Source organism: Lysobacter terrestris (assembly GCF_014489475.1).
Classification (GTDB): Bacteria; Pseudomonadota; Gammaproteobacteria; order Xanthomonadales; family Xanthomonadaceae; genus Agrilutibacter; species Agrilutibacter terrestris.
Genome location: NZ_CP060820.1, coordinates 2,345,306 through 2,368,002, shown reverse-complemented (window position 1 = coordinate 2,368,002; position 22,697 = coordinate 2,345,306). Strand labels below are relative to the sequence as shown.

General features: G+C 69.0%; 21 protein-coding genes. 13 read left to right on the top strand and 8 right to left on the bottom strand.

Going from position 1 to position 22,697, the window contains the following annotated elements; genetic code table 11:
- Positions 1–257: 257 nt before the first annotated feature.
- Together H8B22_RS10970 and H8B22_RS10965 are read right to left on the bottom strand one after the other, a co-directional pair.
- Entirely contained in the window at positions 258–1,178 is a 921-nt protein-coding gene (locus H8B22_RS10970; protein ID WP_187711461.1) for a sensor domain-containing protein, read from the bottom strand.
- Positions 1,175–1,552: a PadR family transcriptional regulator gene (locus tag H8B22_RS10965; RefSeq protein ID WP_407060809.1), complete on the bottom strand. Its 378-nt coding sequence runs from the start codon at positions 1,550–1,552 to the stop codon at positions 1,175–1,177. The genes H8B22_RS10970 and H8B22_RS10965 overlap by 4 nt, the downstream gene beginning before the upstream one ends.
- A gap of 567 nt (positions 1,553–2,119) precedes the next feature.
- On the opposite strand from H8B22_RS10965, the gene H8B22_RS10960 reads away from it, so the two are divergent.
- The 5 genes from H8B22_RS10960 (at position 2,120) to H8B22_RS10940 (ending at position 8,144) form a co-directional block, all read left to right on the top strand.
- Positions 2,120–3,121 carry a peptidylprolyl isomerase gene (locus H8B22_RS10960; protein ID WP_208456890.1) on the top strand — a complete coding sequence of 334 codons (1,002 nt, stop codon included), beginning with the start codon at positions 2,120–2,122 and terminating at the stop codon, positions 3,119–3,121.
- 181 nt (positions 3,122–3,302) lie between these two features.
- A complete protein-coding gene (locus H8B22_RS10955; RefSeq protein ID WP_187711460.1) occupies positions 3,303–3,605 on the top strand; it encodes a hypothetical protein in 303 nt (100 codons plus the stop codon).
- A gap of 128 nt (positions 3,606–3,733) precedes the next feature.
- Positions 3,734–5,569 carry a DUF885 domain-containing protein gene (locus H8B22_RS10950; RefSeq protein WP_225876185.1) on the top strand — a complete coding sequence of 612 codons (1,836 nt, stop codon included), beginning with the start codon at positions 3,734–3,736 and terminating at the stop codon, positions 5,567–5,569.
- A 276-nt stretch (positions 5,570–5,845) separates the two neighbouring features.
- On the top strand, positions 5,846–7,291 hold the full coding sequence (locus H8B22_RS10945) for an amidohydrolase family protein (RefSeq protein ID WP_187711459.1): 1,446 nt from the start codon (positions 5,846–5,848) through the stop codon (positions 7,289–7,291).
- 4 nt (positions 7,292–7,295) lie between these two features.
- Positions 7,296–8,144: a DUF72 domain-containing protein gene (locus H8B22_RS10940; protein WP_187711458.1), complete on the top strand. Its 849-nt coding sequence runs from the start codon at positions 7,296–7,298 to the stop codon at positions 8,142–8,144.
- Positions 8,145–8,313: 169 nt separating this feature from the next.
- On the opposite strand, the gene H8B22_RS10935 is transcribed toward H8B22_RS10940, so the two are convergent.
- Genes H8B22_RS10935 through H8B22_RS10925 form a run of 3 tightly spaced genes read right to left on the bottom strand, consistent with a single transcriptional unit; the run spans position 8,314 to position 9,946 of the window.
- Positions 8,314–8,619 (bottom strand): antibiotic biosynthesis monooxygenase family protein, encoded by a 306-nt coding sequence (locus H8B22_RS10935; RefSeq protein ID WP_187711457.1) that lies wholly within the window; start codon positions 8,617–8,619, stop codon positions 8,314–8,316.
- Between the two features lie 27 nt (positions 8,620–8,646).
- Complete coding sequence (locus H8B22_RS10930; RefSeq protein ID WP_187711456.1) at positions 8,647–9,546, bottom strand: DMT family transporter; 900 nt, start codon at positions 9,544–9,546, stop codon at positions 8,647–8,649.
- Between the two features lie 4 nt (positions 9,547–9,550).
- Complete coding sequence (locus H8B22_RS10925; protein ID WP_187711455.1) at positions 9,551–9,946, bottom strand: cupin domain-containing protein; 396 nt, start codon at positions 9,944–9,946, stop codon at positions 9,551–9,553.
- Between the two features lie 164 nt (positions 9,947–10,110).
- Here H8B22_RS10925 and H8B22_RS10920 point away from each other — a divergent pair, with 164 nt between their 5' ends.
- Positions 10,111–11,007, top strand: coding sequence for a LysR substrate-binding domain-containing protein (locus H8B22_RS10920; RefSeq protein ID WP_187711454.1), 897 nt, complete (start codon positions 10,111–10,113; stop codon positions 11,005–11,007).
- Between the two features lie 19 nt (positions 11,008–11,026).
- Here H8B22_RS10920 and H8B22_RS10915 read toward each other — a convergent pair whose 3' ends face one another.
- The 3 genes from H8B22_RS10915 to H8B22_RS10905 are packed head-to-tail and all read right to left on the bottom strand — an operon-like array spanning position 11,027 to position 12,920.
- Positions 11,027–11,377 (bottom strand): TfoX/Sxy family protein, encoded by a 351-nt coding sequence (locus H8B22_RS10915; protein ID WP_187711453.1) that lies wholly within the window; start codon positions 11,375–11,377, stop codon positions 11,027–11,029.
- Positions 11,374–12,012 (bottom strand): Pr6Pr family membrane protein, encoded by a 639-nt coding sequence (locus tag H8B22_RS10910; RefSeq protein ID WP_187711452.1) that lies wholly within the window; start codon positions 12,010–12,012, stop codon positions 11,374–11,376. The genes H8B22_RS10915 and H8B22_RS10910 overlap by 4 nt, the downstream gene beginning before the upstream one ends.
- Entirely contained in the window at positions 12,009–12,920 is a 912-nt protein-coding gene (locus H8B22_RS10905; protein ID WP_187711451.1) for a DUF2785 domain-containing protein, read from the bottom strand. Before H8B22_RS10905 ends, H8B22_RS10910 begins: the two co-directional genes overlap by 4 nt.
- A 75-nt stretch (positions 12,921–12,995) precedes the next feature.
- Here H8B22_RS10905 and H8B22_RS10900 point away from each other — a divergent pair, with 75 nt between their 5' ends.
- The 7 genes from H8B22_RS10900 (at position 12,996) to H8B22_RS10870 (ending at position 22,650) form a co-directional block, all read left to right on the top strand.
- Positions 12,996–13,940: a DMT family transporter gene (locus H8B22_RS10900; RefSeq protein WP_187711450.1), complete on the top strand. Its 945-nt coding sequence runs from the start codon at positions 12,996–12,998 to the stop codon at positions 13,938–13,940.
- A gap of 215 nt (positions 13,941–14,155) precedes the next feature.
- Positions 14,156–15,472: an aromatic ring-hydroxylating oxygenase subunit alpha gene (locus H8B22_RS10895; RefSeq protein WP_187711449.1), complete on the top strand. Its 1,317-nt coding sequence runs from the start codon at positions 14,156–14,158 to the stop codon at positions 15,470–15,472.
- A gap of 19 nt (positions 15,473–15,491) precedes the next feature.
- The gene (locus tag H8B22_RS10890) at positions 15,492–16,688 is read left to right on the top strand and encodes an aminomethyltransferase family protein (RefSeq protein WP_187711448.1); all 1,197 of its coding nucleotides are present in this window, start codon (positions 15,492–15,494) and stop codon (positions 16,686–16,688) included.
- A 149-nt stretch (positions 16,689–16,837) separates the two neighbouring features.
- Positions 16,838–18,421: a phytoene desaturase family protein gene (locus H8B22_RS10885; protein ID WP_187711447.1), complete on the top strand. Its 1,584-nt coding sequence runs from the start codon at positions 16,838–16,840 to the stop codon at positions 18,419–18,421.
- Positions 18,422–18,575: 154 nt separating this feature from the next.
- Positions 18,576–20,099, top strand: coding sequence for a phytoene desaturase family protein (locus H8B22_RS10880; RefSeq protein ID WP_187711446.1), 1,524 nt, complete (start codon positions 18,576–18,578; stop codon positions 20,097–20,099).
- 175 nt (positions 20,100–20,274) lie between these two features.
- A complete protein-coding gene (locus tag H8B22_RS10875) occupies positions 20,275–21,903 on the top strand; it encodes an ExeA family protein (protein WP_187711445.1) in 1,629 nt (542 codons plus the stop codon).
- Positions 21,904–21,906: 3 nt separating this feature from the next.
- Positions 21,907–22,650, top strand: coding sequence for a general secretion pathway protein GspB (locus H8B22_RS10870; protein WP_187711444.1), 744 nt, complete (start codon positions 21,907–21,909; stop codon positions 22,648–22,650).
- Positions 22,651–22,697 lie beyond the last annotated feature (47 nt).

Sequence of the window (22,697 nt, the reverse complement as noted above, 5' to 3'; positions counted from 1 at the left end):
TCTGATCCGTTGCTTCCCTTCTCCCCGCTTGCGGGAGAAGGTGCCCGCAGGGCGGATGAGGGGCCGATGGAGCCAGCGACTTCAACCTGCCGCGCTCCATCCAACGCGGCGAAACCAGAACCGCACTCGACAAGTCCACGCTACCAACGGATGTCCGGCTCCGTCGCCCCTCACCCGCCCTGCGGGCACCCTCTCCCCGCTTGCGCGGGGAGAGGGATTCATCTCGGCTCGCGCGGCGAGAGTAGGGATATCGCCGATCACGCCACCTGCGCCGACTTCACCAGCATGTGCTTGGCCAGCTGGCCGTGCAGGTAGCCGATGCCGCGGGCCAGGTGCAGGGTGGCGAACAGCAGCAGGCCACCGGCGACGAACAGCAGCGGCAGCTGCCAGGTGCTCCAGTCCGCGATCTGCACGCCGTCGATCCACACGCCGGCATCGCCGACGCCGAACCACACCAGCACCGGCGCGACCAGGAACGACAGCGACAGCGCCAGCAGCGTCACCACCACGGTGAAGTAGGCGATGCCCAGCGGCAGCATCAGCAGGAAGTACAGCTGCGTCGCCCAGATGCGCGGATCGGTGAACAGCTCCTTGATCCGTTCCAGCAGCGGCTTGCCGCGTTCGCTGTACAGCGGTCGACGCGGCATGCGTTCGCCGAGCATCACCTCGACGAGGCGGCCTTCGACCAGCGACAGCACGCGGATCGAACCGAAGTACAGGATCAGGAACGGAATGCCGATGATCAGCACCGCCAGGCCGGCCGACAGCGACACGCCGGTCACCACCCAGGTGAAGTAGAAGATGCCCGTAGCCAGCGCCAGCAGCATGTAGAACAGCGACGCGTACGTGCGCGGCTCGGCGATGACGCCGAAGAAGCGCGCCGCCCACGAGCGGTTCGGTGCGGCCGGACGCGACGGCGGGGTGCGCAGCGCGCTCTGCACCTTCACTTCGGTGTCGCGGTAGATGTCGGCGACCTCGTCCGGCGCGCCGTAGCTGCCGGCGACGGCGGCGATCACCTCGGCCTCGGACTTGCCGGGGTTCTCGGCGAGTTCCGAACGCAGGTATTCCTCGGCGTCGTACAGGGCGTCCTGCACCAGCGCCGGATCGGCGCCGGCCAGCGAGCGCCGCAGCTGCTCGAGGTATTCGGGAATGGTGGTCGGCAGGACGGTGGCGTTCATTTGGTATCCCCAAGTACGGCGTCAACGGAATCGCGGGTGGCGCGCCAGGCGGCGGACCAACCCGTCAGGGCTTCGCGCCCGGCTTCGGTAATTCGGTAATAGCGGCGTGGCGGGCCGGCGACCGAGGGCTCGACGAAGCTGTCCAGCAGCCCGCCGCCCTCCAGGTTGCGCAGCACCGGGTACAGCGCGCTCTGCTTGCCGCTGAGCACGCCCTCGCCTTCCTGCTCCAGGCGCTTGGCGATCTGGTAGCCGTACATCGGTTCGGCGGCGGTCCCGAGCACGGCCAGGAGCGCCAGCGAGACGGTGCCGGCGCTGAGTTCCTTCTGGAACTTGCGCAGGTGGCTGTCGAGCACGTCGATGGGAACGGGGGTCATGGCGGCGGTCCGGCCGGTAGCTTGAAGCAAACACTACTACGAAGTTCGCTATACCGGCTCTGCCATTAGTCACGGGAGGTCGTAGGTCATGCCCGGGCCGTCGCCCGGCCGCCACCGGGCGCCTGTCACAGCAAGGCGCGCGGCCGCCGCGGTGGCGGCCCGGAAACGCCGACGCCCCGGGCGACAAGTCCGCCTGTTCCGCCAAGCAGCAGCGGCAGGCCGGGCACATCGAGGCGAGCGTGCCGGCTCCGAAGCGCAGGCCGAGCGCATCGGCTGGGCGACGGTCAACAGCCAAGACGGTGGCGCGCGCGGGCGCAAGCAGATCGCGAAGTCGGCGAAGCAGGCGACGCGAAAACCGGCGGCGAAAAAGACTGCGCGCAAGTCGCCCGCAAGGCCGTCAGTGCACAAGAGCACGCGCAAACAGTTCGCGACAACAGTTCGCAACGACACGCATGCACGTGACCGGCAAGGTGACCGGCGCACGCTTTCCCGCCTTGGTCTTTCGCGTATTCTCGGCCCTTCGTTCCGATCGCGCAGCGGACGCGCGTCCGACCTATGGGAGCCTCCATGCACTGCAATCGCGCCGCCCTGCTTTCCGTCGCAATCGTGATCGGCCTGGCGTGCACCTCGCACGTCGATGCCAGGAGCAAGAAGCCTGCAGCCAAGGCATCCACGCAGAAGACCGCGACGAAGCCTGCCGCGAAGCCGGCCACCAGGACCGATGCCGCCACCGCCAAGCCGAAGTCGACGCAGGAAATCCTCGACGCGACCACGCCCGCCGACTGGCGCCGGCTCGATCCGGCCAACACCCTCTACGTCGACCTCGCCGCCGGACGCGTGGTGATCGAACTGGCGCCCGGCTTCGCGCCGGAGCACGCCGCCAACATCCGCACGCTGGCGAAGGAAGGCTACTGGAACGGCCTGAGCATCAACCGCTCGCAGGACAACTTCGTCGTGCAGTGGGGCGATGCCGCCGAAGGCGAGAAGCAGAAGAAGCCGCTCGGCGGCGCGAAGGCGAAGCTGCCCGCGGAATTCGAACGCGCGGGCAAGGGCGTGAAGTTCACCCGCCTGACCGACGCGGACGGCTGGGCGCCGCAGGTTGGTTTCGCCGACGGCTTCCCTGCCGCGCGCGATCCGCAGGCCGGCAAGGCCTGGCTGGCGCACTGCTACGGCGCCGTCGGCGCGGGCCGCGATGTCGCCGCCGATTCCAGCAACGGCACCGAGCTGTACGTGGTCACCGGGCAATCGCCGCGCCAGCTCGACCGCAACATCACCGTCGTCGGCCGTGTCGTGCAGGGCATGGAATTCCTGTCGGTGCTGCCGCGCGGTACCGGTGCGCTCGGCTTCTACGAGAAGCCCGAACAGCGCACCGCGATCAAGGCGCTGCGCCTGGCGTCGGAAGTGCCCGAGAACGATCGCGTGCCGCTGGAACTGCTGCGCACCGACACGCCGGCGTTCACCCAGCTGGTGGAAGCGCGCCGCAACCGCCGCGACGAGTGGTACAAGCGCCCGGCCGGGCACATCGACTTGTGCAACGTGCCGCTGCCGGTGCGCACGCCCAAGTCGTGACGCCTTGCGCCGCGTGAGCGCCGCAGCGAACACGAAGGCCGCCTCCGGGCGGCCTTTCTTTTTTGACCGATACCACTTTGCACCGACCCGACCGCGCCATCACGCATCCTTGCTGCAACGCCACCTAGCCTGAACACCCAGCGTTGACACCCGCTTGAACGGGCCCGACGGAGACCGTGCCATGCCCCAACTGCGCATGCGGATCACCGGCAGCAGCGACAGCGCGCGTGCGATCGGCAACCTGCTGTCGGGCATCGACGGCATCGAGCACATCGAGGAAGTCGCCGACCTGATGGGGCACATGGACGACGAGGATTCCAGCTCCGCCGGCCTGCCCGACGACCGGGGGCCGGGCGTCCACGAGCTGGAGGTCGACGCGCCCAACCTTGCGACCGCGCGCAAGGTGCGGCAGGCGGTGGAGGCGCTGGCGTTCGACCTGGACGTGATCGTCGAATTCGAATCCGACGAGGAGTGGGGCGAATAAGCTCTCCACGCGCGACACCCGCCCACTGCGCCGGATCTGCCGGCTTGTCAGCTCCGCATCCGCCGCCCGCGCAAAGGCGCACGCGGGGCGATATCCTCGCGAAATCGCGGCCCCGCCGCTTCCACGAGATGTCCGAGACCACCATGCGCCTGCGTCCGATCCCGACCGCGATCACCCTCGCCCTGCTGCTTGCCACCTCCGCCTGCCAGAAGCAGGAAACCGGTACGTCGACGGCAACACCCGCGACCACCCAGGCGGCCACCGCCGAGGCCGACGCGAAGTTCGCCGACATCTCCAAGCGCTGGCTCGACGGCTGGCTGGAACAGCAGCCGGTCAGCGCCACGCAGACCGGCAAGCACGACTTCGACGACCGCATCGAGGACCTCAGCGCCGCCGGGCGGCAGAAGTTCGTCGACTTCAGCAAGGCGGCATTGGCCGAAGTCGACGCGCTCGATGCCAGCAAGCTGTCGCGCGAGAACCAGGTCGACCTCGCCATCCTGCGCAACCAGATCCGCTACGACATCTGGCAGCTGGACACGCTGCAGAGCTGGGCGTGGGATCCGCAGATCTACAACGGCCTCGCCGGCGGCGCGCTGTACACGCTGATGGCGCGCGAATTCGCGCCGCTGCCGCAGCGCCTGAAGTCGGCGACCGCGCGCATGGAGAAGATCCCGGCGCTGCTGGCGCAGATGCGCGAGAACCTCGATCCCGCGCGCGTGCCGAAGATCCACGCCGAAACGGTCGCCAAGCAGAACGCCGGCCTCAACAGCATCGTCGACAGCATGATCCTGCCGCACGCCGACCAGCTCGCGGGCGAGGATCGCAAGCGCCTGGAAGCCGCCGCCGCCGCGCTGAAGCAGGCCGTGGCCGAGAACCAGGCATGGCTCGACAAGACCCTGGTGCCGAACGCCAAGGGCGACTTCCGCATCGGCCAGAAGCTCTACGACGAGAAGCTCGCCTTCGCGCTGAACTCGCCGCTCACCCGCCAGGAAATCCGCACCCGCGCCGAAGCCGCGATCAAGCAGACCCGCGCGGAGATGTACGACATCGCGCGCAAGGTCCTGGCCGGCAAGCCCAACGCGCCGCAGGCCATGCCCGACGCGCCCAGCGACGAACAGCAGCAGAAGACGATCGAGGCCGCGCTCGAGCTCGCGTACGCCGATCGCCCGGCGCGCGACAAGGTCGTCGACGTGGCCAAGCAGTCCACCGCCGAGGCCACCGCGTTCGTGAAGGAGAAGCAGCTGGTGTCCGCACCGGATTCGCCGGTGCAGATCATCCTGATGCCGGAATTCCAGCGCGGCGTGTCGGTGGCGTACTGCGACTCGCCCGGCCCGCTCGACAAGGGCCTGGACACCTTCTACGCGGTCTCGCCGATTCCGGACGACTGGACCAAGGAACAGGTCGATTCCTTCCTGCGCGAATACAACACCCGCTCGATCCACGAGCTGAGCATCCACGAAGCGATGCCGGGCCATTACCTGCAGCTGTGGCATTCCAACAAGTACCCGTCGACGCTGCGCGCGGTGCTGGGCTCGGGTTCCTTCATCGAAGGTTGGGCGATGTACGCGGAGAAGGTCATGGACGACGCCAACTACATGGACGGCGATCCGCTGATGAAGCTTGTCCAGCGCAAGTGGGCGCTGCGCGCGTTCGCCAACGCGATCCTCGACCAGGCGATCCACGTCGAAGGCATGAGCCGCGACGACGCGATGAAGCTGATGACCGTCACCACTTTCCAGCAGGAGCGCGAAGCGGCCGGCAAGTGGGTGCGCGCGGAGCTGACCTCGGCGCAGCTGCCGACCTACTTCGTCGGCTACAGCGAGCACATGGACCTGCGTGGCGAAGTGCAGAAGCGCGAGGGCGACAAGTTCAACATCAAGGCCTACCACGACAAGCTGCTGTCGTTCGGTTCGCCGCCGGTGCGCTTCGCGCGCCAGCTGATGCTGGACGAACCGATCAAGTGACGTTCCGGCCCGTGCGCGCCAAACGGCGCGCACGGCTGTGCCGGAACGTCATCCCCGCATGCTCCTGGCGGGGATCCAGGGACGTTGCCGTTGCCGTTACTCCATCGTCCGCGACCAGCCAAAACCGACGTCCGTGGATCCCCGCCTGCGCGGGGATGACGACCAAGGACTCGCCCCCTTCGATCAGCAAGAGAACCCTCGAAACGCCTTCTCCCCATTCAGGCGATATCGCGGCCTGCTTCCCACGCGCACCATGCGCACGAACGACCATCCCCCATGAACCCACGCGCGCTTGCCGCCTTCGCCGCCACCCTGCTGCTCGCCGCGTGCGCGCACCGCCAGGCCGTGCCCGTCGACCTGTTGATCGACAACGCCACCGTCGTCGATCTGCACGACGGCCGCCTGCTCGAACACCGCCACATCGCCGTGCGCGACCACCGCGTCGTGGCCGTCGCCGACGCGCGCGAGGCACGCAGGTTCCGCGCCGCGCGCAGCGTCGATGCCAGCGGCACGTACGCCATCCCGGGGCTGTGGGACATGCACGTGCACTTCGGCGGCGGCGAGGCCCTGATCGAGGAGAACCGCGACCTGCTGCCGCTGTACGTTGCTCACGGCGTGACCACGGTGCGCGACGCCGCCGGCGACCTCAGCCCGCAGGTGCTGCAATGGCGCGAACAGGTCCGCAACGGCGAACTGCAGGGCCCGACGATCTACACCTCCGGCCCCAAGATCGAAGGCAAGGGTTCGATCTGGCCGGGCGACCTCGAAGTGGCGAACGAAACCGAACTGCGCGCCGCCTTCGACCAGTTGCAGGCGATGCACGTCGACTTCGTCAAGATCACCGAAAGTGCGCTGTCGCCGCAGCTATTCAAGGCCGCGCTCGCCGAAGCCGAGCGCCGCGGCATGAAGACCTCCGCGCACGTGCCGATGTCGCTGATGCTCGATGAGGTCAGCGCCGCCGGCCTGGATTCGATCGAACACATGGGCTACGCACTCAAGGCCGGCTCGACCCGCGAGCGCGCGATCGCCGACGCTTCGGCAGCGGGCACGCTGTCCTACCGCGACGCGCTGGTGCAGGCGGCCGACACCTTCGACCGCGACACCGCGCTGGCCGCGTACCGCAAGCTGGCCGCGCGCGGCACCGCGATCACCCCGACCCTGTACGGCAGCCGCGTGACCGCCTACCTCGACCAGGACGACCACCACGGCGACGATTACCTGCACTACATCGGCCCCGGCCTGAAGGCGACGTACGACTGGCGCGTGCAGCGCGCGGCCAAGGACGACGCCGCGGCCATCGCCGCGCGCCACCGCGTCTACGAGAAGAGCGCCGCGCTGCTGCCGCTGCTGCAGGAAGCCGGCGTGTCCATCCTCGCCGGCACCGACGCGGGCTTCCTCAATTCCTACGACTACCCCGGCATCGGCCTGCACGACGAACTGCGCGAATACGTGCGTTACGGCCTGACCCCGCTGCAGGCGCTGCAGTCGGCAACGCTGCGCAACGCCGCCTTCCTCGGCCACGATGGCGATTCGGCCGGCATCGCCGCGGGCAAGGTGGCCGATATCGTCCTGCTCGACCGTAATCCCTTGCAGGACATCGACGCCACCCGGGCCATCCGCGCGGTCGTGCTCAAGGGCGATTACCTCGACCGCGACGCGCTGGATGCCATGCTGGCGACCGTGCGCGCCAGGGTGGACGCCCGCGAAGCAGGAGCCCGCTAGGCCCATGACCCGGACGAAGCCAGCACTGGCCCCCTTCCCGGACGCGACACCGGCGATCGACGGCATCCGCGTGGGCATCGGCGGCTGGAACTTCGTGCCCTGGCGCAACAACTTCTATCCCGCCGGCCTGGTGCAGCGGCGCGAGCTGGAATACGCCTCGCGCCAGCTCAGCGCGATCGAGATCAACGGCACCTACTACGGCGCGCAGAAGCCGTCCGTGTATGCGAAGTGGGCGGCGGAAACGCCGGAAGGCTTCGTGTTCTCGCTGAAGGCGCCGATGCGGATCATGCAGTCGCGCGTGCTGGCGAATACCGGCACGCAGGTCGACGACTTCCTCGGCGGCGTCGCGTCGCTCGGCGACCGTCTGGGCCCGGTGGTGTGGCAGTTCGACATCGGCCGCAAGCTCGAACGCGAGGACTTTGCCGCCTTCCTGAACCTGCTGCCCGAGGAAGTCGACGGCCGCCGCCTGCGCCACGTGCTCGACGTGCGCGACTCGGCCTTCGTCGACGCGCGCTTCATCGCGATGATGCGCGAGCGCAACCTGGGCACGGTGTTCACCGATTCGCGCGACTATCCCTCGTTCGCCGACCTCACCACCGACTTCGTGTACGCGCGGCTGATGCGCTCGCGCAGCGAGATCGAAAGCGGTTACGCCCTGCAGGAACTCGAACACTGGGCGCAGCGCGCGCGGCAATGGGCGCACGGCCGCCATCCCGACGACCTGCCGCATATCTCCGCCAACGGCGCGCCACCGGCGGAACGCCGCGACGTCTACGTGTTCTTCATCAGCGCGGCGAAGGAGCGCAACCCGGCCGCGGCAATGGCGCTGATCCGGCAGTTGCAGGCAACGTAGCCCGCGCCTCGACAAACGTAACGGCACATCGGTCTGGAACGCGCCGCCGCGCGCGGGAACGAAATGATCGTAGCCCGGGTAAGCGAAGCGCACCCGGGGCGCTCTGATCGATGGCGAACCCCGGGTGCGGCCTACGGCCTTACCCGGGCTACGTGTCACCGGGTTCGCCTCACCCCGCCGAGCGCACGTCGTAATGCATCACCCGCGGCTCGAATTCGAGCAGGAAGCCCTCGTCCTCCGGGTAGTACTTCGCCTGCAGCAGGTCGTCGCCGGCGAACGCGCGGATCGCGGCCTCGTCTTCCCAGTAGCTCACGGTGACGAAGTGGGCGACCCCGCCTTCGTCGCGGCGCAGGACCTGCGCGCCGAGGTTGCCGGGCGTGCCGCGGTAGTCGGGCATCGCGCGTTCACCGAGGAACGCCGCGTAGGCGTCGGCGCGATCGAGCCGGGTGGTGCCATGCCAGAGTCGGGCGATCATGGCGTGCCTCCCATGTCGGGTCGCGGATCAGCGCGACGGTTGCTGGCTCATGGCCACGCTGCCGAGGATGAGCGCTGCCGAGATTGCCATCGTCCAGGTTAAGGCTTCGCCAAGCAGCAGCCACGCCCACGCCACGCCGAACACCGGGATCAGGTAGGTGACCGTCGATGCGCGGCTGGCGCCGATGCGCGCGATCAGGCGGTAGTACATGACGAAGGCGACGCCGGTGCACAGCACGCCGAGCATGCCGGCCGACAGCCACGACTTCAGCGGGATCGCATGGTCGGGCCAGTTGGCGATGGCGAAGGGCAGGGTCAGCAGCGTCGATGCGCCCAGCGTCGATGCGGCCACCGCGGCCGGCGGCAGGCCGGTGAGGTGACGACGCACCAGGTTGATGCCGATGCCGTACAGGAACGACGCCGTGGCGCCGGCGACGACCGCCCAGCCGATGCTCGCACCGGCGACCTTGCCGCTGGCCAGCACCACCACGCCGGCGAAGCCGGTGAACAGCGCGACCGCGCGCTTGGCGCCGATCTTCTCGCCGAAGAACAGGAAACCGACCAGCGCGGTGAACAGCACGGTCATCGCATTGGAGATCGCACCGACGCCCGCGGGCGCGCGCTGCGCGGCCCAGGCGAACAGCATGAACGGCACCGCCGAGTTGATCGCGCCGATCAGGGCGAGCTTGCCCCACAGCTTCCGCGACGCGAACTGCGCCCGCGCGCGCCACAGGAACGGCAGCAGAACCAGCGCACCCAGGCCCAGGCGCACTTCCACCAGCGGCATCGCGCCGAAGTCGTTGGCGGCCACGCGCATGAACAGGAACGAGGCGCCCCAGATGGCGCCCAGCGCGCCGAGCTCGACGGGCGTGAGCCAGGCGCCGGAACGCAGCCCGGACAATGGTTGATCGCTGGCAATCGTGTTCATGGGCTCAGCCCTGGCTGTAGTTGAAGCGATGCGCGCGGCTGGCGGCTTCGCGTGCGGCGAGCATCGCCGACGGATCGAGGTTGAAGCCGAACAGGCGCACGCCGGTGTCCGTGCGCGGGCGGTGGCTGGTGCCCGGCAGGAAGCGCACGTAGGTGCCGATGCCGTAACGGGCGCGGCCTTCGATCACCTCGCCTGCGACCACGTAGTAGTGCTCGCCGGTGTCGTGGTCGTCGACATAGGGCCAGGTGCTGCCCGGTTCCATGTCGACCACCCACACGCGCACGCTGCCGTCCGAGGACAGGTCGCGGCGCGTGCAGCCCGCGCCGATGCGCACGGCCGGGATCTCGTCGATCAGCGACGCCTGCACGGTGGAAACCGAAATCGCATCCAGTCGACCCATGGCTCTGTTCCGTTTGCGGGGTGGCGCGGGGCGCGCCGGGAGGGGGAGGAGCACGACGCCCGGCTTGAGCCACGTTGTCGGCTGCAGGCAATTTCCGGCAGACGCACAGGCGGCACAAGCGCATACTTTCGCCGACAGACACAAGCCAGATTTGAGGCTCGTCAATGGCCCTGCGCGCCGACCTGCTCCCTGCCCTGGCGGCATTCGAATCCGCCGCCCGCCACCAGAACTTCGCCCACGCCGCGGAGGAGCTGCACCTCACCGCGAGCGCGGTCAGCCACCACGTGCGCAAGCTGGAATCGCGCCTGGGCGTCGCCCTGTTCCAGCGCCATGCGCGCGGGGTCTCGCTCACCGCCGAAGGACGCCAGCTCGCCGACGCCGCAGGCAGCGCCATGGCCGACATGGAGAGCGTGGTGCGCAGCCTGCGCGTGGCGCGCACCGAGCAGGATCGCGTGCACATCACCACCCTGCACTCGCTCACCTACACCTGGCTGCAACCGCGCCTGCCGCAGTTCGCGGCGCTGCATCCGCACATCCGCCTCACCGTGGATACCGAAGTCGCGCTGACCCGCTTCGACGAGGGCGGCCCGGACCTGGGCATCCGCCATGGCCCTGGCCACTGGCCGGGCCTCACCGCACACCACCTGATGGACGACTACCTGTTTCCGGTGGCGTCGCCGAGCTTGCCCGGCGTGGACGCCGTGCGCGATCCCGCGCAGATCGCGCAGCTGCCGCTGGTGTCCGACCTCGCCCGCCAGGGCTGGCACGACTGGTTGCGCGCCGCCGACGTGCACGGCGTATCGCTGGAGGAACGCTACCGCTTCAGCGACAGCACCGCGGCGCTGAATGCCGCGGTCCACGGCCTGGGCGCGGCGTTGGCGCGCGACAAGATCGTCACGCCCTACCTCGCCGCCGGCGTGCTGGTGCGCCTGCCCGGCCCGGCGCTGAAGGCGCGCTGGGGCTATTACGTCGTCCATCCCGCGCACAAGCGGCTGAAGCCGGCCGCGCGCACGTTCATCGACTGGTTGCTGGCGCTGCCGACGGACGACACGCACGCCTGAAAGCGCGCGTTGCCACGGCCTACGACGGGCGCTTGCGCCTCGGCTTGACCGGCTTGCGCCGCGCCGCCTCGATGGCGCGCAGCGCCCACGGCCGCATTGCCTGCGGCGAATCCATGGCCTCGTCCGGCAGCGACCAGTAGCTCATCTGCAGCGGCGTGCCTTTCATGTCGTAGACCGCGGGCTCGCAGCCCGCCGCTTCGAAGTCGCCGCGCGTGAGTTCGTCGGTCTTGAAGTACGGCACCTCGTCGAGGATCACGCCGATGATCATCCCGTCGAAGTACAGGCCGTAACCGCCGAACATCGCCCGCGCCGAGATCGGCCCCAGCGGCGCGAACAGGTCGCGCAGGTGTTCGATCAGCGCCTGGCTCATGTCGCCAGCGCGCGGCGGCGCGACGGCAGCCAGCGGTCGGCCAGCAGCAACACTCCGCCAACGACCACGAAGACAGCGAACACGCCGACGATGTTGCGGGCGACGGTTGCACCATCCAGCGCAGTCAGATCGAGGAACGGATACGGGTACTCGCGCACCCACGCGCCGCGTGCCAGCACCCAGCCGAGGTAGGCCAGCGGGAACAGCAGCCAGCGCGGCAGGTCGCGCCAGCGCAGCGTGCCGTGCGGCACGCACAGCACCCACCACAGCAGGTACAGCGACGGCACCGCGTAATGCAGCGCGGTGTCGGCCCACTGCTGCGCGCCCTGCGGCTGCCACAGGTGGCTGAGCACCAGGAAATAGATGCCCATGGTCACGCCGACGCACATCGCCACGCCACCTCGCATGCGCGGCGCGGCGAACGCGCCTTCGCGCGCGACGGCCGCGTGCGCCGTCACCAGCAGCACCAGCAGGTTGCTGAGGATGGTGAAGTAGCTGAAGAAGCGCACCGTCGCCAGGACCGGTCCGATCGAGTCCCGCGTGAGCTGGATCAGCAGCACGTACTGCAGGACCAGCGCGGCGGCCGCCACCGCGGCGATCAGCAGGGCGAAGCGTCGCGAAGCATTGGCGGTCATGGCATCTCCTTCAGCACGGCGCGCAGGCCCGGGAGCAGGCGCTCGCGGGTCGCCGCATCATCCTGCTCCTGCGCGAGCAGGTACAGCGCGGTCACGAAGGCAAGGACGTCGTGGCGCCGGACCATCCCGGCTTCGCTGGCGAAGGCCGCGTTCCAGTCCGGCAACGGCGCGGGTGCGGCGACGGCCTGCAGCCAGCGCTGCCAGTCGCCGGCATCGTGCAGGTCACGCCGGGCGATGAAGACGATCGGCCGCGCCAGCCGCAACGATTCGCCGTGGATGTAGGCATGACCGGCCGGCGCCACCTGCGCCGCGACGGCGTCGCGCAGGCGCTCGAGCTGGCCCGCGTCGAGCGCCGGATTCAGCGCCAGCTGCAGGGCGAAGTCGGCGCCGTGGGCGACGCCATGGCGCCAGCCCTCGCCGTCGACGTAGCCGCGGTAATCGCGCACGCCGCACAGGTAGTCGACCGCGTCCGCCACCAGTTGTTCGCGTTGCGCGGCATCGAGCCACGGCCGGATGCGATCGGTGCGCGCCACTTCGGCCAGCACCAGGGCGGCGAACGGCCGCTGGAATCCCCGCGGATCTTCCGCGACCAGCAGCGGCCGCAGGCGATCGCGCAGCGCCGCCAGCGTGGCGTCGGACAACTGCTGCCGGCGCATCCAGGTGGACAACGCCTCGAACGCGATGCCATCGCGCAGCGCCGGATCGGGATCGCCGAGGCAACCGGCCAGTCCCAGTGCCAGCCGCTCCCGCGCGGCGGTGTCGGCCAGCGCGAAGTCGGCGGCCTTCAATGCCTGCAGCGACGCCCGGTCGCTCCCCGCCGGAGGGCACGCAGCGCCGGCGAATGCCGGAGCCAGCCCGACCGGGAGCAGGCAGGTCGCCAACAGGAAACGACGGAAGGTGCGCAACATGTTCTCCCCGGGCAGCGCTGCGTGCCGCCGATCTGCAAAACTAGCGCATTCCAACGCACCCCCACCCGGCTTGTCATGGCGATGACCGACACCCGCAAGGCTTTCCTGCAGATCCACTTCTGCGTGGTGCTATGGGGCTTCACCGCGATTCTGGGCAAGATGATCTCGCTGCCGGCCCTGCCGCTGGTGTGGTGGCGCCTGCTGATCGTGGTCGCCGCGCTCGCGCTGGTGCCGCGGGTGTGGCGCGGCCTGCGTGCGATGCGGCCGCGACTGATGCTCGCCTACGCCGGCATCGGCGCGCTCGTCGCGCTGCACTGGCTCACCTTCTACGGCGCGATCAAGCTGTCCAATGCCTCGGTCGGCGCGACCTGCATCGCCCTGGGCACCGTCTTCGTCGCCATGATCGAGCCCTGGCTCACCAACACGCGCTTCTCCAAGCGCGAACTGGCGCTGGGCGTGCTCGTGCTGCCGGGCGTGGTGCTGGTGGTGGGCGGCGTGCCGCACGGGATGCGCGCGGGCATCGCGGTCGGCGCGCTGTCGGCCTTCCTGGTCGCGATCTTCGGCTCGCTCAACAAGCGCCTGGTCGAGCACGGCGATCCGCTCACCGTCACCGCGCTGGAGCTGGGCGCCGGGGCGATCGTGCTGACCGCGCTGGCGCCGCTGATGCCATTGATCTTCCCCGCCTTCGCCGGCGACCTGCTGGTCGTGCCCGGCACCCGCGACGCCCTGCTGCTGCTCGGCCTGTCGCTGGCCTGCACGCTGCTGCCGTTCACCCTCTCCCTGGTCGCGCTGCGGCACATGAGCGCGTTCGCGCAGCAGCTGGCGGTCAACCTCGAGCCGGTCTACGCCATCGCGCTCGCGGCGCTGCTGCTCGGCGAGCAGCGCGAACTTAGCGGGCAGTTCTACCTCGGCGTGGTCATCATCCTGGCGGCCGTGTTCATCCATCCCCTGCTGGGCCAGCCGCACCGCCTGCAACCGGAACTGCTCGGCACCTCCGAAAGCAAGGGCGCGGCGGAATAGCGCCGCAGCCGCCAGGAACGCGACACAGGTCTGCGTGCGCGCCGCACAGTGCGGCGACGATGGGCGGTCGTGAGCCGCACCTGGCAGGCCGCTGCCGGCCGGATCCCGAAATGTCCGGCTGTGCGCTGGGCCCTGCTCCGCAATGCCGCGCCAAGGCTAAGATCGGCGGATCGCACGGATGCGCGCTCCGAACCCCAATTGGCCGGACCTGACGCATGACCTTCGTTCCCGACGTGGAAGACAGCCAGCTACACCTGCAGCGCGCCGTCGCCGCGCAACTGCAGCAACCCGATGCCGGGCTGCCGCGCTATTTCTACCGTTCCGCGGTGACCTACCAGCAGGAACTGGACAACATCTTCTTCAAAAGCTGGCTGTACGCCGGCCACGCCAGCCAGATCCCGCACAAGGGCGATTACTTCCTGTACGAGATCGCCGAGGAATCGGTGATCATCGCCCGCGGCGAGGACGACGGCATCCATGCCCTGGTCAACTCCTGCCGCCACCGCGGCTCGCGCGTGTGCGAAGCCAGCACCGGGCACTGCAAGACCTTCGTCTGCCCGTACCACGGCTGGGTCTACAACACCGACGGCAGCCTGCGCGCCGCGCGGCACATGGAAGCGATGCCGGACTTCCGCCGCGAGGACCACGGCCTGAAGCAGGTCCGCGTGGCCGTTCGCTTCGGCCTGATCTTCATCAACTTCGATCCCGACGCCTACGACTTCAACGAATGCCTGCAGCAGGTCGATGCGCAGATGGCGCCGTACCGCCTGGACCAGGCGAAGATCGCGCACCGTGCGACCTACCCGGTCGACGCCAACTGGAAGATCGCGCTCGGCAACTACCTCGAGTGCTACCACTGCGACACCGCGCACCGCGCCTACTCGAAGATCCACACGTTCAAGGAACGCGAGCAGGTGGTCGCGCCGATCAACCGCGCGATGTGGGAACGCGCGGCGCGGGAAACCGGCGTCGCCGACATCGAGAAGGCGCTCTACCGCATGTTCCGCGAGGCACCCGGCTTCGGTGCGTGCATCTACACCAGCCGCTACGCGCTGTTCGACGGCTACCGCACCGGCAGCCGCAATGGCGAACCGCTGGCGCCGCTGATGGGCGAGTTCAAGGGCTATGACGGCGGCGCGGGCGACTACCAGTTCGGCCCGCTGACCTACATGCTCAACTACCCGGACCACTGCCTGCTGTTCCGCTACGTGCCGCGCGGCATCGACCGCACCGACATGGAGATCGTCTGGTTCGTCAACGGCGACGCGCGCGAAGGCGTCGACTACGACCGCGACGAACTGGCCTGGCTGTGGCACGTCACCACGCTGGAAGACAAGCGGATCATGACCCTCAACGCCGCGGGGGTGAATTCGCGCTTCTTCGAGCCCGGCCCGCAGCACCCGGAGTTCGAGGACACGCCCAAGCGCTTCGTCGACTGGTACCTGCACGCGCTGGCCGGCGACTTCAGCGTGGTGGCGCCGACGGTGCGCGCACACCGCACCAGTTCCTGCGAAATGACCGCACCCGAATAACACCCGAGAACCGCTGCCGATGTTCGAACTCAAGCACACCCCTTTCCACGAGCGCACCTCGAAGCTGAGCGTGCCGCAGAACTGGCGTCGCTGGGCCGGGCACATCGTGCTCGGCTCCTACGACCTGCACCTGGATCGCGAGTACTGGGCGATCCGTGACGGCGTGGCGATGATCGACGTCTCGCCGCTGATGAAATACATGATCGAAGGGCCCGACGCCGCGCGCCTGCTGCACAAGCTCACCCCGCGCGACGTGCACAGGATGGCCGTGGGCCAGGTCGGCTACACCGGCTGGTGCGACGACGAGGGCAAGCTGCTCGACGACGGCACGATCGCGCGCCTGGACGAGAACCTGTTCCGCCTGACCTCCGCGGAGCCGTCGCTGCGCTGGCTGTCGATGAATGCCGTCGGCATGGACGTGACCATCACGGAGGTCACTGAACAGGTCGCCGCGTTGAGCCTGCAGGGGCCGAAGTCGCGCACGGTGCTCAACCTGTGCTGCAAGAAGTCGCTCGACAAGCTCAAGTACTTCCGCGTGATGTCCAACACGCTCGCCGGCAAGCCGGTGACCATCTCGCGCACCGGCTACACCGGCGACCTCGGCTTTGAAATCTGGATGGACGCCGCCGACGCGCTGCACGTGTGGGACGCGCTGATGGCCGCGGGCCACGATTACGGCATCGTGCCCTGCGGCATCCTCGCGATGGACATGGCGCGCGTCGAAGCCGGCCTGTTCATGATCGATGTCGACTACACCGCGGCCAACCATGCGTGGATCGAGGGGCAGAAGTCCTCGCCGCTGGAGATGGGCCTGGACTGGGCGGTTGCGCTGGACAAGCCCGGCTACTTCGTCGGCCGCCGCGCGCTCGAGCGCGAGCACAAGGAAGGTTCGGCGTGGAAGCTGGTCGGCTTCGAGATCGACTGGGAAGGCATGGAAGCGCTGTTCGCGCCGGTCGGCCTGCCGCCACAGGTGCCGGCAATGGCGGTGCGCGGCAGCCTGCCGGTGATGCACGAAGGGAAACAGGTCGGTTACGCCTCCACCAGCACCTGGTCGCCGGTGCTGAAGAAATACATCGCCCTGGTGCACCTGCAGCGCCCGTACTACGAACCGGGCACGCGCCTGTCGATGGAAGTCACCGTCGAACACAAGCGCCTGCACGCACCGGGCAAGGTGGTGAAGCTGCCGTTCTACGAGCCGGAGTGGAAGAAGAAGTGAGGCGACATCAATCGAAAGAGACTTCGTCATCCCGGCGAACGCCGGGATCCAGCCTTTGACTTCCGAATCCGAACTGCCCGCCGAAAAAGACAACAGCTGGATCCCGGCGCTCGCCGGGATGACGACCCAATAACAGACGCCAAGACACCATGACCTCAAACCAATACGACGCCATCGTCATCGGCGCCGGCCACAACGGCCTGATCGCCGCGGCGTACCTCGCGCGTGCCGGCAAGAAGGTGGCCGTGCTCGAACGCCGCGAAGTCGTCGGCGGCGCGGCCGTCACCGCCGAGCCCTTCCCCGGCTACCGCTTCAGCCAGTTCTCCTACGTGGTGAGCCTGCTGCGCCCGGAGATCATCCGCGACCTCGAACTGCCCAGGCACGGCCTGAAGATCCTGCCGCTGCCCAGCACCGTGACCCCGCTCGACAACGGCGACTACCTCGCCGCGTGGGACGACCACGACCTCACCCGCAAGGAGCTGTACCGGCACTCGCCGCGCGATGCCGAGGCCTCCGACGAATACGGCCGGGTGATGGCGCGCGCGGCCAAGGCGATCAAGCCGATCCTCGGCCTGGTACCGCCGGATCCCTCCTCGCTGAGCCTGCGCGACCTCAAGGGCCTGCTCAAGCTCGGCCAGTACGGCAAGAGCCTGAGCGAGAAGGAGCTGTACCAGATCTCCAAGCTGCTCACGCAGTCGGCGGGCGACCTGCTCAACGACTGGTTCGAGTTCGATCCGCTCAAGGGCACCAAGTCGGCCAGCGGCATCATCGGCACGTTCCTTGGGCCGTATTCGCCGGGCACCGCCTACGTGCTGCTGCACCACTACATGGGCGAGATCGACGGCGCGTTCCGCGCCTGGGGCTTCTGCAAGAACGGCAATGGCGGCGTGACCCAGGCGATCGCCAGTTCCGCGCGCGCGCTCGGCGTCGACATCCGCACCAATGCCGCCGTGCAGCAGGTCATCGTCAAGGGCGGGCGGGCCGCCGGTGTCGCACTCGCGAACGGCGACGAACTGCAGGCCAAGGTGGTCATTTCCGCCGCCGATCCCAAGCGCAGCTTCCTGCAGTTCGTCGAGGAGAAGCACCTGCCCGGCGAGTTCGTGCAGCAGATCCGCAACTTCCGCGTGCGCGGCTCGTCGGGCAAGGTCAACATCGCGCTGAGCGAACTGCCCGACTTCAGCTGCCTGCCCGGGGAAGGCCCGATGCACCGCGGCGCGATCTCGATCAGCCCGAGCATGGAGTACATCGAGCGCGCCTACGACGAAGCCAAGTACGGCGAATTCGCCAAGAACCCCTACATCGACATGATCATCCCGTCGATGATCGATCGCGACATGGCGCCGCCCGGCCACCACGTGATGTCCTGCTTCGTGCAGTACGCGCCCTACGACATCGAAGGCGGCTGGGACGATGCCAAGCGCGATGCGTTCGGCGAAACGGTGATCTCCACGATCGAGCGCTACGCACCGAACATCCGTCGCGCGATCGTCGGCAAGCAGGTGATCACGCCCAAGGACATCGAGAACATCGCCGGGATCACCGGCGGCAACATCTTCCACGGCGAACTGCTGCTGCACCAGCTGTTCTTCCTGCGGCCCGCGCCGCAATGGGCCGATTTCCGCACGCCCTTGCCTGGCTATTACTTCGGCGCGTCCGGCGCGCACCCGGGCGGTGGCGTGATGGGAGCGGCGGGCAAGCTGGCCGCGCAGGAAGTCCTGAAGGATTGGAAGTGAGTGCTGGAATGCAAGCAACGCTCCATTCCGTCATCCCGGCGAACGCCGGGATCCAGTCGTTGACTTGCGTCCATTACTCCAACTCGCGCCAAAACCAAGGGCTGGATCCCGGCGTTCGCCGGGATGACGATCAAATGCAGAAGCAAAAAACGCCATGAGCAAATCCCATTACGACGTGATCGTCGTCGGCGCCGGCCACAACGGCCTGGTCGCGGCGACCTACCTGGCCAAGGCCGGCAAGAAGGTGCTGGTGCTCGACCGCCTCGCGCACGCGGGCGGCCAACTGTCCACGCTCGCCTTCGACGAGGGCGCGCGCTTCGATCCGTTGCACGCCGGTGCGCAGTTGCGCGCGGACATCGTGCACGACCTCGGCCTCGCCCGGCATGGCCTGGCGGACGGCAGGAATCCCGCGCCCGCCTACGTCTCGCTGCTGCCGGACGGGCGCCGCCTGCACCTTTCGACGACGCCGGGCGACAAGGCGACGCTGGAATCCATCCGCCAGTTCTCGCCGGCCGATGCATTGAAGTGGCCGGAGTTCGTCGCCTTTATGGAACGCGCCACGGCGTTCCTCGACGCCGCCTACCGCACGCCGATGCCGCGCCTGCCGCAGGTCGGTTTCGCCGAAGGCTGGCCGCTCGCCAAGCTCGCGTGGCCGCTGCGCCGGCTTGGTGGTCGCGACATGTTCCGGGTGATCCGCTCTATGTCGATGTCGACGGTGGAGTTCACCGAGGAGTGGTTCGAATCGGAGGAACTCAAGGCCGCGATCGCCGCCGTCGGCATCCACGGCCATACCCTGGGCTCGATGTCCGCGGGCACCGGTTACACGCTGATGCACAACTGGCTCAACCGCGGCGGCCTCGCGCATCGCCCGGTCGCGGGTGGCAGCGTGCACGTGGCCGATGCGCTGGTCGCGGCGCTGACCGCGCACGGCGGCGAACTGCGCACCCATGCCGGCGTGCGGCGCATCGTCGTCGACAAGCAGCGCGCGACCGGCGTGGTGCTCGACAACGGTGAGGAAATCAGCGCGGCGACGGTGTTCTCCGCGGCCGACCCACGCCACACCCTGCTCGGCCTGGTCGGCGCGCCGGAACTGCCGCCCGAGTTCGTCTGGCACACCCAGTCGATCAAGATGCGCGGCGCCGTGGCCAAGGTGCACCTGCTCACCGACGGCCGCCACGGCCTGCCCGCCGGCACCCTCGCTGTCGCGCCGACGCTCAAGTACCTGGAACGCGCCTTCGACGCGGCCAAGTACGGCGAGATTTCCGCGCAGCCGTACCTGGAAGTGACGACGGCCGGCGACGTGGTGTCGATCCACTTCCAGTTCGCCCCGTACAAGCTGCGCCAGCAGGACTGGAACGCCGCGCGCGCCAGCATCGAACAGCGCGCGGTGGACACCCTCGCTGCGCATTTCCCGGCGTTGAAGGCCTCGATCCGCCAGACCCGCTCGCTCACGCCGGTCGACCTGGAAAAGACCTTCGGCCTGACCGAAGGCGATCCGAACCACGGCCAGCTGATCCTCGACCAGATGTTCTTCATGCGCCCGATGCCCGGCTGGTCGGACCACCGCACGCCTGTCGACGGCCTGTACCTGTGCGGCAGCGGCGTGCACGGCGGTGGCGGCATCAGCGGTGCACCGGGCCGCAATGCGGCGCGGGCGTTGCTGAAGGCGAAGGGCTAGAAGCCCACCGTACGCGCACCACCACGGATCGCACGCTCCCTCCTCTCCCCGCACGCGGGGAGAGGGAATCGACGAAAGCTTTTTCTCTCCTGTGATGGAGGGGAAGCCATCACGGGCTTGACCCGCCCCACCGCCTGGCAGCTAATGGCCACCCAGGCCCGCCGATGATCCCGCCATGTACCTCGAGCACTACGGTCTGAAAGAACCGCCGTTCTCGATCACGCCCGATCCGCGCTTCGTCTTCCTCAGCGAGCGCCACCGGGATGCGCTCGCGCACCTGCTGTTCGGCATCGGCCAGGGCGGCGGCGGCGGCTTCGTCCAGCTCACCGGCGAGGTGGGCACCGGCAAGACCACGCTCAGCCGCCTGCTGCTGGAACAGACGCCCGAGAACACCCGCGTCGCGCTGGTGCTGAACCCGCGCCTGTCGCCGGTGGAACTGCTGGAGACGATCTGCGAGGAGCTGCACCTGCCCATCGAAGGCAGCGCACTCAGTGGGAGCAGTGGCAGCGTCAAGGCACTGACCGACGCGCTCAACGCCTACCTCCTCGACGCCTACGCGCAGGGCTTGCGCGTGGTGCTGATCGTGGACGAAGCGCAGAACCTCTCGGTCGAGGCGCTCGAACAGGTGCGCCTGCTCACCAACCTGGAAACCGACACGCAGAAGCTGCTGCAGATCATCCTGCTCGGCCAGCCGGAGCTGCGCGACATCCTCGCGCGTCCGGAACTGCGCCAGCTCGCGCAGCGCATCACCGCGCGCTACCACCTCACCCCGCTCGATGCGGACGAGACCGCCGCCTACCTGCGCCACCGTTACCGCGTCGCCGGCGGCCTGCACCTGCCGTTCGAAGCCGGCGCGATCAAGCGCATCCACGCGCATTCGGCCGGCGTGCCACGGCTGATCAACGTGATCGCCGAACGCGCCCTGCTCGGCGGCTACGCGCACGACGACACACGCATCGATGCGCGCTCGGTCGATCGCGCGGCGAAGGAGACCCTCGCGCCGCGTGCGACCGGCGCTGCGAAGCACTGGTGGCTGCCGCTCGGCGTCGGCGCGGGCGCATTGGCACTGATCGCCGGCGTGTACGCCTGGCGCGCACCGTCGCCGCCGTCCGCGGCCGCGATCGCGCGCACGGCGTCCACTGTCGCCGCGGCGAAAGCGCCCGCGCGGTCGACGATACAACCGCAGGTTCTCGATGCCGACGCCCTGGCCGAACGCATCGCCGCGGCCGCACCCGCGTCGCCGCTGGCGTGGAAACACCTGCTGGAACTGTGGCGCCTGCCCTCCGACGACCTCAGCATCGGCATCGCCGCCAGCTGCCCGTTCGCGGTCTCCACCGAGGCCTACTGCCTGCGCGCACGCGGCGCGCTCGATCGCCTCGTGGCGCAGGATCGGCCGGTGCTGCTGCACCTGGCCGACGGCAGCCACGAAGCCTGGGCGGTCCTGCTCGGCGCCGACGGCCGCCGCGCGCGCCTGTCGCTCGATGGCCGCACGTTCGACGTCGACCGCATCGCCCTGGCGCGCTACTGGAACGGCGACTACGCGGCGCTGTGGCGCGGCCCGGGCAACCTCACCCTGCCGCTCGCCGACAACACGCCCGGATTGATCTGGGTGCGCGACCGGCTGACGACGCAGTACCTGCCCGTCGATGCGGTCGCCATGCTCGATGCCGACATGCACGCCGCGGTGCTGCGTTTCCAGGGCGACCGCGGGCTCGGCAGCGATGGCGTGATCGGCCCGGAAACCCTGATGGCGCTGGCCGCGCGCGACGACACCGGCCCACGCCTGCTGAAGGGATTGGAGTAGCGCATGTCCCTCATCCTCGAAGCCCTGCGCAAATCCGAAGCCGAACGCCGGCGCGGACAGGCACCGGACCTGTTGACCGAAGCCGCACCCGCCGTGCCCGCGCCACGCGCCGGCGCACGCGCCCGCCACCTGATTCCATTGGCCGCCGGCGGCACCGTGCTCGCCGCGGTGGTGCTGGTGCTGCTGTGGTCGCGCACGCCAACGGAGCCGGAATCCGCGGCCACCGCGGGCGTCGCGGCCGGTACGGCACGCGCAGCGGATGCGTCCGTCGCTCCGCCGCGCCCGTTGCAACCGCCGCGGCCGCTGCCGGCCGCGCCGCCCGCCGCAACAACGACGGCGTCCACGCCCGTCGCCCAAGCCGCTGCCGCCATCACTGCGCCGTCGCGCAATGACGACGACGCCGGCGCGCGCATCGAAGACCTCGCGCCCGCCGGGCCGGCGCCCACGCCCGCCCTGCCCGCGTCGTCGCCGCCTGCGTCCTCGCCGCCCGTCGCGACCGCTGCATTCACCAGCCCCGACCTGCCGTTGCGGCTGTCCGACCTGTCGACGGACGAGCGTCAGGCGCTACCGCCGCTGAAGGTCAGCATGCACATGTGGGCATCGGAGGCGGCCAACCGCTTCGCGATCATCGACGGCACGCGCGTCAACGAAGGCGACCGCATCGGCGAAGCGACGGTGACCGCCATCCAGCAGGACGGCGTGATGCTCGCCTGGCGCGGCCGACGGATCAGCCTGCCGATCCGCTGACCGCGCTCGCCGCGGGAACGACAGGCAAAAGAAAAGCGGGCCGAGGC

Excerpts from the sequence above, each read along its gene's own strand:
- H8B22_RS10970 (WP_187711461.1), bottom strand. The coding sequence starts at position 1,178 with ATGAACGCCACCGTCCTGCCGACCACCATTCCCGAATACCTCGAGCAG.
- H8B22_RS10965 (WP_407060809.1), bottom strand. The coding sequence starts at position 1,552 with ATGACCCCCGTTCCCATCGACGTGCTCGACAGCCACCTGCGCAAGTTC.
- H8B22_RS10960 (WP_208456890.1), top strand. The coding sequence starts at position 2,120 with ATGCACTGCAATCGCGCCGCCCTGCTTTCCGTCGCAATCGTGATCGGC.
- H8B22_RS10955 (WP_187711460.1), top strand. The coding sequence starts at position 3,303 with ATGCCCCAACTGCGCATGCGGATCACCGGCAGCAGCGACAGCGCGCGT.
- H8B22_RS10950 (WP_225876185.1), top strand. The coding sequence starts at position 3,734 with ATGTCCGAGACCACCATGCGCCTGCGTCCGATCCCGACCGCGATCACC.
- H8B22_RS10945 (WP_187711459.1), top strand. The coding sequence starts at position 5,846 with ATGAACCCACGCGCGCTTGCCGCCTTCGCCGCCACCCTGCTGCTCGCC.
- H8B22_RS10940 (WP_187711458.1), top strand. The coding sequence starts at position 7,296 with ATGACCCGGACGAAGCCAGCACTGGCCCCCTTCCCGGACGCGACACCG.
- H8B22_RS10935 (WP_187711457.1), bottom strand. The coding sequence starts at position 8,619 with ATGATCGCCCGACTCTGGCATGGCACCACCCGGCTCGATCGCGCCGAC.
- H8B22_RS10930 (WP_187711456.1), bottom strand. The coding sequence starts at position 9,546 with ATGAACACGATTGCCAGCGATCAACCATTGTCCGGGCTGCGTTCCGGC.
- H8B22_RS10925 (WP_187711455.1), bottom strand. The coding sequence starts at position 9,946 with ATGGGTCGACTGGATGCGATTTCGGTTTCCACCGTGCAGGCGTCGCTG.
- H8B22_RS10920 (WP_187711454.1), top strand. The coding sequence starts at position 10,111 with ATGGCCCTGCGCGCCGACCTGCTCCCTGCCCTGGCGGCATTCGAATCC.
- H8B22_RS10915 (WP_187711453.1), bottom strand. The coding sequence starts at position 11,377 with ATGAGCCAGGCGCTGATCGAACACCTGCGCGACCTGTTCGCGCCGCTG.
- H8B22_RS10910 (WP_187711452.1), bottom strand. The coding sequence starts at position 12,012 with ATGACCGCCAATGCTTCGCGACGCTTCGCCCTGCTGATCGCCGCGGTG.
- H8B22_RS10905 (WP_187711451.1), bottom strand. The coding sequence starts at position 12,920 with ATGTTGCGCACCTTCCGTCGTTTCCTGTTGGCGACCTGCCTGCTCCCG.
- H8B22_RS10900 (WP_187711450.1), top strand. The coding sequence starts at position 12,996 with ATGGCGATGACCGACACCCGCAAGGCTTTCCTGCAGATCCACTTCTGC.
- H8B22_RS10895 (WP_187711449.1), top strand. The coding sequence starts at position 14,156 with ATGACCTTCGTTCCCGACGTGGAAGACAGCCAGCTACACCTGCAGCGC.
- H8B22_RS10890 (WP_187711448.1), top strand. The coding sequence starts at position 15,492 with ATGTTCGAACTCAAGCACACCCCTTTCCACGAGCGCACCTCGAAGCTG.
- H8B22_RS10885 (WP_187711447.1), top strand. The coding sequence starts at position 16,838 with ATGACCTCAAACCAATACGACGCCATCGTCATCGGCGCCGGCCACAAC.
- H8B22_RS10880 (WP_187711446.1), top strand. The coding sequence starts at position 18,576 with ATGAGCAAATCCCATTACGACGTGATCGTCGTCGGCGCCGGCCACAAC.
- H8B22_RS10875 (WP_187711445.1), top strand. The coding sequence starts at position 20,275 with ATGTACCTCGAGCACTACGGTCTGAAAGAACCGCCGTTCTCGATCACG.
- H8B22_RS10870 (WP_187711444.1), top strand. The coding sequence starts at position 21,907 with ATGTCCCTCATCCTCGAAGCCCTGCGCAAATCCGAAGCCGAACGCCGG.